Below are 8,129 nucleotides of genomic sequence, written 5' to 3'. Positions count from 1 at the left end.
GCCCGTGCCGCCCGAGGCGGTCGTTGAGTCGCCGGGCGAGGCGAATCGCCAGGCCCCTGAGCCCCTTCATCAGGACGTCCCGGTCCTTGGCCTCGGTGATGAGGTGCAGGTGGTTCTTCTGGATCGAGTAGTGGGCGAGATTGAGCTCGTGGCGGCCGAGCGCCGCCCGAAATGCGCCCTCGATCACCCGGAGCTGCGGCTTGGCGCGCAGGTTGGGTAGGTCTGACACGACCTTCATCGTCACGTGCACCGGAAAACGGCTCGCGAGGAGCGGTCGCATCCGATGGGGCGGGCCGCTGCCAGGCCGTTTCTTCCGACCCGCCCCTTTGCGCTTCCCGCCCCAGCCCGTCGCCTCCCGCATACGTAGTGGAAGCTGCTTCGCAGAACCCGCTGCGGCACGTGTGCCCGCAGACCGGTCACTACCCGAGGAGGATTTGCGTTTGCGTGCCAGCATGAATAAGGCTAATACTAGCAAAGTGCTGGTCTGCCGTCAAGCGATGTCCTTGCACGAACACAAGACCAGAACAACAGCCCCCACACGCGAACCCCCCTCCCCGTCGCACCGATCCACCCCCGCCCTTTGCGTGCGCCCACTGCCGCCCGCGCTCACCCCAAACCGGCCGCGTGCGTTCACCGCCACCCGCCGCATTCTCCCCCGCCGCCTTCCCCCCGCTTGTCCGCGGATCCGGAGGTTCGTATGATGCGGGCTGCGGCCACGACGACGGATGCCATCGCGAGCGAAGAGCTATCGCCACCGGTCGGCCGCGCGGCGGCGGACGCTCGTGACAGTGCTGGGGGTGCTGCTCACGCGCGACGCCGCGGCGCAGCTCGCGGGGGGCCCTCCGGAGCCCCCTGAGGCGACCGGCGCGTCCGCGATGGTTCCCACTGCCACGGGGAGCCTCACCCCCGACGTGGTGTACGAGGATCTGGCCTACACGCTTCGCGACCGCTCCTTCCGCTCGGTCTCCATCTCGCCGCACCAGCCCGGCGTGGCCTACGTCACCTCGTACGACGGCTACGTCTGGCGCACGGTCGACGGCGGCAAGACCTGGGAGGAGTCGCGACTGATCGTGGACGCGCGTCCCTTCTTCGGCGACTCCGGCCAGCGGATGTACTTCGGCTCGCACCGACGGAGCGCCCCGGCCTGGGACCCGCTGCACGCCGACACGGGCAGCCCCGGCGAGCTGCTCCGCGGCTCGGCCATCGGGTCGCGCTACGGCTTGATGAGCATGCGCCTCGAGCCGATCCGGGGGGGCGGTGTGGGCCGCTCGGCGGCGGCGGCCAACGTCAACTTCGGGGCCGGGCTCCCCGGCGGGGCGCCTCGCTTGCAGCTCCTCGTGCGAAAGCTCGGCAAGCCCACCTCGGGGATCAATCTGAAGCAGGTGCTCGTCCAGCGCGGCAGCCGCCCCACAGAGGTGCGCTTCGTGGTGGTGCACCCGCGTCAGCCGAAGGTGCTCTTCGCCTGCACCCTCTTCGGCCTCTACAAGAGCTACAACGGCGGTCTGAGCTGGGTACGCATCTTTCTCGGCGACACCCCGGGGTCGCGCCGGGCGCTGCACCTGGCGGTAGACCCGAGCGATCCACGCCGCGTCTTCCTGGCCACCGGGGACGGCGTCTACGAGTCCTCCGACGGGGGAGAGAGCTTCCAGCGCTCGACGCGGCAGGGCGTGGGGGGGGGCCGCGTGAACTGGCTCTACTTCAATCCGCACGACCCGCGCTACCTCTTCGCCGGGACCGACGTGGGCCTTCTGCGCTCCGCCGACAGCGGCCGCACCTGGAACTGGATCTACTTCACGACCTATCCGCCGGCGCGCGTCGTGCGCAGCGTGGTCATCGACCCGGCGGACAAGAGGTCCGGTTACATCGCGACCCACGACGGGCTCTTCGCCACCTCCGACCTCTTGACGGGGGGGCTCGAGGGGTGGCGCCGCCTGGGTGGGCTGGCCTTCACCGGCAACGAGCTCACGCGCATCGTGGTCTGTCGCCGCCACAAGGGACACCTCTGGACGCTCACCAACACCGGCATTCCGTCGGTGACCAACGCCGACAACATGGACACCGGCGGTGCGTTCGTCTGGGAGACCGTCGACGGTGGCGAGACCTGGAAGGTGATCTACTCGGGCTTCACGGGCGGCTCGATCACCTGGTTCGACGCCGACCCGCACGACCCGGACCTCCTCTGGATCACCTGGTCGAACGCGGTGCACCGCATGGTGCGGCGCCCCGTGGGGCAGACCGCGGCGGAGCTCTCGGCCGAGCGAAAACGGCGCGTGCAGGACCTCCTCGACGGCAAGACCCTACCCACGGTGAGCGAGGTGATGCTGGCCGCGCGCCGCTACACCGGCACCGACGTGGGACCGCTCCTCGCCTACCGCGCGCGGGCGCGGCTCAAGCCCTTCGTGCCACGGCTCGACGCGGCGTACAGCGTTGGCCGCCTCCGCGACTACCCGGTGCTCGCCAGCGCCCTCTATCCGGTCCTCCCCTTCTTCCGGCGCGAGACGCTCAGTGGGACCTACTCCGAGCTGCGGCTGATGCTCACCTGGGACCTGAGCGACGTGGTCTTCAACCTGCACGGGTCGCTCTTCGGGCGGGCCGAGCGCATCCGCGACGAGATCGGCAGTCAGGTGCTGGTCACCGTCACGCGCCTCTACGGCGAGCTTCGGCGGCTGCACCTGCGCATGGCCGCTGCGCCCCCGGAGGAGCTGCGCGTTCGGCTTTTGTGGAGGCTCCGCATCGAGGAGCTGGAGTCGTACCTGGACTTCGCCACCGGCGGCTACCTCGCGCGCTTCCGCCGCGGCGACCAGCCCTCGGGGCTGGATACGAAGTTCTTCACGCGCTGGGAGTGACGCCCGACCGGGGCGTCGAGCGGTCGAACGTTCTACCTACCCGTCGTCGCCGGCACGGCCGCCGCGTCGCTTCGGATTCGCCGCGATGACCTTCTGTGCCAGGGCCGCGGGGAGCGGGGAGTAGGCCAGAAACTCCATGCTCGAGCTCGCGCGCCCCGAGCTGAGCGAGCGCAGCGTGGTGGTGTAGCCGAACATCTCGGCGAGCGGCACCTCGCCGTGGATCTTCTGCAGGCCGGGACGCGCGGGGTCCATCCCCGTGACGCGGCCGCGGCGCCGGTTGACGTCGCCGTGAATGTCGCCCACGTACTCCTCGGGGCTGACGATCTCGAGCTTCATCATCGGTTCGAGGAGCTGCGGCCCGCCCTGCATGAAGGCCGCCTTGAAGGCCTGCGAGGCGCAGATCTTGAACGCCATCTCCGACGAGTCCACCGCGTGAAAAGAGCCGTCCTCGAGCACGACCTTCACGTCCACCACCGGAAAGCCGGCGAGCACGCCGTCGGCCACGGCCAGCTCGCAACCCTCCTCGATCGCCGGCACGAACTCGCGCGGAACGCGCCCACCGACCACCTCCGAGACGAACTCGAAGCCCTTCTGCGGGTTCGGCTCGACGCGCAGCACCACGTGCGCGAACTGCCCCTTGCCGCCGGTCTGCTTGACCAGCCGGTGGTTGATCGACGCGGGCTGGGTCATGGTCTCGCGGTAGGCCACCTTGGGGGCCGAGGTCACGACCTCCACACCGAAGTCGGTGCGCAGCCGGTCCACGATGATCTCGAGGTGCAGCTCCCCCATCCCGGCGATGATCGTCTCGGCCGTCTCCTCGTCGGTGCGCACGATGAACGAGGGGTCCTCGAGCGCGATGCGGTGCAGCGCCTTGCCGAGCGCTTCCTCGCCCTTGGTGTTCGGCGCCTTGACCGCCATGCTGATCACCGGCACCGGCACGTGGATCTTCTCCAGCAGGAGCGGGTGGTCCGGGTCGCAGAGCGTGTCGCCCGTCGTCGCGCCCTTGACGCCGATGAGCGCCACGATCTCGCCGGGCCCCGCCTTCTCGAGCTCCTCGCGGTCCTTGGCCCGAATGCGCAGGATGCGCCCCGCGCGCTCGCGCTTGCCCTGGGTCGCGTTGAAGAGCGGCTGCCCCGACGTCAGCGTCCCCGAGTAGATGCGCGTGAAGGTCTGCTGCCCCACGTACGGGTCGTGCATGATCTTGAAGGCCAGCGCCGAGAGGGGCTCGTCGGGCAGAGGCCTGCGCTGCACCGTGACCTCCGCGTTGTCCGGGTCGGTGCCGCTGACGGCGCCCACGTCCACGGGCGAGGGGAGGAGCCGCCCCACCGCGTCCAGCAGGAAGCGGATGCCGAGGTTCTTGTACGCCGCGCCGCAGAGGACCGGGGTGATGCGGGAGGCCAGCGTCGCCTCGCGGGCCGCGCGCCAGAGCTGCTCGGGAGAGGGCTCCTTGCCGTGCACGTAGAGGTCCATCACCTCCGCGTCGAGCTCCGCCAGTCGTTCGATCAGGTCGTGGCGCCGCTTCTCTGCCTCGTCGACCAGGAGCGCCGCCGCAGCCGCCGCGCGATGCTGCACGTCGGGATCGTCGGGGTTGTGGGCCAGCTCGGCCTCGAGCGAGATGAGGTCGATGACGCCGTAGAAGGTGCTGCCGGCCCCGATCGGCACCTGCATCGCCACGGTGTGGGCGTCCAGCCGGTCGTTCATGTCGCGCAGACAGCCGGCGAAGTCGGCGCCCTCGCGGTCCATCTTGTTGATGAAGGCCAGGCGCGGCACGCGGTAGCGCTCGGCCTGGTTCCAGACCGTCTCGGACTGGGGCTCGACGCCGTCCACGCTGCTGAAGACGGCCACCATGCCGTCGATCACGCGCAGCGACCGCTCCACCTCGATCGTGAAGTCGACGTGGCCGGGGGTGTCGATGATGTTCACCGCCCAGTCCTCCCAGCGGCACGAGATGGCCGCCGAGGTGATGGTGATCCCCCGCTCCTGTTCCTGCTTCATGAAGTCCATCGTGGCTTCGCCGTCGTGGACCTCGCCCAGCCGGCGCGTCACGCCGGTGAGGAACAGGATGCGTTCGGTGAGGGTCGTCTTGCCGGCGTCGATGTGTGCGGCGATGCCGATATTTCGAAGCTGATCGATGGCAGCCATGCGTTCCTTGTCGTCAGTGGTTTCCCCCGTCACCGCCCGGAGGCTCATTGTGCACGGGGGAGAAGCGCGACGTCGAGTTTATGCGTTGGGGAGGGTCTGTGCTCGGACGGGGTCAGACCTGGATGGCGTGGCGCGCGCGTCCGCCTTCGCGATAGAACTGTTTCCAGAGGTAGATGTAGCCCTCGCGTAGGCGCTCGGCGGTGTAGTTCTTGGGCCGGTAGGTCGGATTCGCGTCGTTGAACAGGCTCCAGTCGCGCGTGATGAGGCGGTCCTCGGCGAGGAGCTGCCGCCAGAGCGGGGTGCCGGGGTACGGGGTCAGCGTCACGAACTCGGCGGTGTTGATCTTGGCCTTCTCGGCGAACTCCAGCACCTGGTCGAAGACGCCTTCGTTCTCCGCGTCGTGCCCGACGAGCAGCGACGCGTACACGCCGAGCCCCTCGTCGAAGACGCGCTTCACCGCGTCCAGGCAGGCCTGGTAGCTCGCGGCGTCGGGCTTGGCCTCGAAGGCCTTCATCGACATCCGGTCGAAGCCGAAGACCATGTAGATCGAGATGGCGTTCAGCTTGCGCAGGAACTCGAAGTACCCGGGGGCGGCCTTCGTGACCTGCACGGGGCTCGCGCCGGTATAGGCCACCGACGGGCCGGCACCGACGACCGCCGACATGGCCTCGATGTAGTGCCCGTAGACCTTGGCCGTCGGGAAGCTCGAGGTGTCCTCGGTGAGCGAGATGTAGCGCTTCTTGCCGCCCTCGGAGATGGCGTCAAAGTTCTTCGCGAACCACGAGGGCTGGACGAAGCGCATCGAGCGTCCCATGTACTCGGGGATCGCGCAGCTCATGCAGCGCAGCGGACAGCCGCGCGAGAGCTGCAGCGCGTAGTCCACCGTCAGCTCGCCCTGCTTGCCGGCGCTGCGGTAGCCGCCGGGGCCTTCCTTGGCGAAGTAGAGGTCGTAGCGGGGGACCGGCAGGCGCGAGAGGTCGTACGGCTCGCGCGCCTCGTAGCGGGGTCGGAGCTGTCCACGCTCGGCGTCGTAGAGGATCTCGGACCAGACAGGCTCACCCTCACCGAGGCAGATGGCGTCCACGTGCGGCGCCATCTCGTCCGGCATCAGGGTCGAGAAGATCCCTCCCACCACCACCTTCGCCCCACGGGCGCGGAACTGGTCCGCGATGGCCATGGCGCGCTTCGCCGCGGGGGTGAAGACCGGCATCGCCACCAGGTCGAACGGCTCGTCGAACGGGAGCGCCTCCAGGCGGTCGTCGTAGAACGAGACCTCGTGGTGCTCGGGCGTCAGCGCGGCCAGGATGGCGATGCTCATGGTCGGGGAGCCGAGGTAGCTCCCCGAGGAAACGATGTCCTTCAGCTCCGGATTAGCCTGGGCGTGGCGGATGTACGACGGATAGATGAAACAAATACGCATCCACAGCTCCTGGTTGGCCCAGTCATGCACCCGAAACTGGCGCGGCGGGGGGCCACCAAGGCCAGGCGCGAGCGGTCTTCACAGCCGGGGTGATATAGCGCACCCCAATGGCCGGTCCAAGCGAGATCGTGCCTTTTCGGCAATACCGTTCGGTGTTCTACCCTTGGGGGCGGGGTCCGGCCTCGGCGCTTGCCGCGACGACCGCCTGGTCCGGGTCTCCGCCGACCTCCGGCTCGTCGTCGGGGCGTGTTCCGCGCTGCTCGGCGCGCTCCTTGCGTCGCTCGGCCTTGGCCTGGGCGCGCTCGCGCTGCGCCTGTTCACGCTGACGTTTCTGAATCGAAGGTCTGATGTTGCTGGCCATCTCGTCTCTCCACTTCCGAAGGTAGGGGACCTCTTACGACCAGGTGGCCGTCCGGTCGTCGGGCCGTTCCTTGCGCGCGCGCCGCAGCGCCTCGTCCGCTTCGCGCGTATGGGCCTTGAGCGTCGACACGTTTCCCTTGCGATGCACGAGCCAGCGCGTGAGCTGGGCCACCAGGTCGCGCCCCACCTCTTCGCGAACCACCGTGTCCTCGAGCCAGCCTGCGGAGCTCTCCGTGAGGCGCCACCCGGTCTCCAGGTCCGTCAGATGCAGGATGTCTTCTCGTTCCATGCCAAACCGCCTTCCCGCCCCGGTGAGGGCATCGGCCACCTACATCCTTGTCATCTCGGACGGGGCTGCCAGGGGCAGACGGCGGGAGAGGGAGACAAAGACAGATCTCACGTTAGCACGCCGGCCCGGCGCGCGCCGCAAGTTCCGCCGGGGCGCCGGGTGTGATCGCGCACCGTCGGTCAAGGGTGCCGGGGGAGATGGTGGCACTGGCCAGGGAAGGGTGGGCGAGAAAGCGGGCGGTCGTGGGCGCATGCGGAGGGCGGGGGTAGATCGGTGCGGCGGGGAGGGGATGTTTGTTCGTGCAAGGACTTGTGCAACCACGGACATGCTTGACATCAGACCCAATTGTGCTAGTATTGGCCTTATTCATGACGGCACGTAAACGCAAATCCTCCTCGGGAGATGACCGGACTTCGGGCACGCGTGCGACGGCGGGTTCTGCGAAGCAGCTCACGTTGCCACGGCGGGAGGCGACGGGCTGGGGCGGGAAGCGGAAGGGTGCGGGGCGGAAGAAGAAGCCGGGCAGCGGCCTGCCGCATCGGATGCGGCCGCTGCTCGCGAGCCGTTTTCCGGTGCATGTGACGATGAAGGTCGTGTCAGACCTGCCCGACCTGCGCGCGAAGCCGCAGCTCCAGGTGATCGAGGACGCCCTTCGGGCGGCGCTCGGCCGCCACGGGCTCAATATCGCGCACTACTCGATCCAGGAGAACCACCTGCACTTCATCGCCGAGGCCAAGGACCGGGACGTCCTGATGAAGGGGCTCAGGGGCCTGGCGATTCGCCTCGCACGGCGACTCAACGACACCCTCGGGCGCCACGGGCGGGTCTTCGCCGACCGCTACCACCAGCGCATCTTGCGCACGCCGAGCGAGACCCGGCACGCCGTCGCCCAGGTGCTCCAGAACCGACGGAAGGACGTCGCGCCGGTGCCGCCCTCGGGAGAGCCCACGGTCGGCGAGCCACGCACCTGGCTCCTGCAAACGGGGTGGAAGCTGCGAGGGAAGCTGCCTACCGACGAAGTTCCAGAAAGCTGAGCTTCGACCGGTACGGAGTGCCTGCCGCCCCGGGGGCG

General features: G+C 68.9%; 7 protein-coding genes. 2 read left to right on the top strand and 5 right to left on the bottom strand.

All coding sequences use genetic code 11. The features are described from left to right. On the bottom strand, nt 1-229 hold a 229-nt coding region (locus IT371_26205), incomplete at its 3' end, for a hypothetical protein (GenBank protein MCC6751175.1). Nucleotides 230-725: 496 nt separating this feature from the next. On the opposite strand from IT371_26205, the gene IT371_26200 reads away from it, so the two are divergent. Further along, a complete protein-coding gene (locus tag IT371_26200) occupies nt 726-2,846 on the top strand; it encodes a hypothetical protein (protein MCC6751174.1) in 2,121 nt (706 codons plus the stop codon). A gap of 36 nt (nt 2,847-2,882) precedes the next feature. Here IT371_26200 and fusA read toward each other — a convergent pair whose 3' ends face one another. From fusA to IT371_26180, 4 genes are all read right to left on the bottom strand, one after another. After that, nucleotides 2,883-4,988 (bottom strand): elongation factor G, encoded by a 2,106-nt coding sequence (gene fusA, locus IT371_26195; GenBank protein MCC6751173.1) that lies wholly within the window; start codon nt 4,986-4,988, stop codon nt 2,883-2,885. Nucleotides 4,989-5,100: 112 nt separating this feature from the next. Beyond that, entirely contained in the window at nt 5,101-6,408 is a 1,308-nt protein-coding gene (locus IT371_26190; protein ID MCC6751172.1) for a cobalamin-dependent protein, read from the bottom strand. 157 nt (nt 6,409-6,565) lie between these two features. Further along, nucleotides 6,566-6,769, bottom strand: coding sequence for a hypothetical protein (locus IT371_26185; protein MCC6751171.1), 204 nt, complete (start codon nt 6,767-6,769; stop codon nt 6,566-6,568). A 33-nt stretch (nt 6,770-6,802) separates the two neighbouring features. Continuing rightward, nucleotides 6,803-7,057 carry a hypothetical protein gene (locus tag IT371_26180; GenBank protein ID MCC6751170.1) on the bottom strand — a complete coding sequence of 85 codons (255 nt, stop codon included), beginning with the start codon at nt 7,055-7,057 and terminating at the stop codon, nt 6,803-6,805. Between the two features lie 455 nt (nt 7,058-7,512). Between IT371_26180 and IT371_26175 the strand changes: the two genes are divergently transcribed. Next, nucleotides 7,513-8,091 (top strand): hypothetical protein, encoded by a 579-nt coding sequence (locus IT371_26175; GenBank protein ID MCC6751169.1) that lies wholly within the window; start codon nt 7,513-7,515, stop codon nt 8,089-8,091. Nucleotides 8,092-8,129: the final 38 nt, after the last annotated feature.

It is taken from the genome of Deltaproteobacteria bacterium (assembly GCA_020848905.1).
In the GTDB taxonomy this organism is placed as follows: Bacteria; Myxococcota_A; Polyangia.
The sequence above is the reverse complement of the archived record's forward strand: the minus strand, read 5'-3'. Positions and strand labels throughout refer to the sequence as shown.

What these genes read in the sequence shown, in the direction of transcription:
- IT371_26180 (MCC6751170.1), bottom strand. Translation starts at nt 7,057, where the DNA reads ATGGAACGAGAAGACATCCTGCATCTGACGGACCTGGAGACCGGGTGG.
- IT371_26200 (MCC6751174.1), top strand. Translation starts at nt 726, where the DNA reads ATGCCATCGCGAGCGAAGAGCTATCGCCACCGGTCGGCCGCGCGGCGG.
- fusA (MCC6751173.1), bottom strand. Translation starts at nt 4,988, where the DNA reads ATGGCTGCCATCGATCAGCTTCGAAATATCGGCATCGCCGCACACATC.
- IT371_26190 (MCC6751172.1), bottom strand. Translation starts at nt 6,408, where the DNA reads ATGCGTATTTGTTTCATCTATCCGTCGTACATCCGCCACGCCCAGGCT.
- IT371_26185 (MCC6751171.1), bottom strand. Translation starts at nt 6,769, where the DNA reads ATGGCCAGCAACATCAGACCTTCGATTCAGAAACGTCAGCGTGAACAG.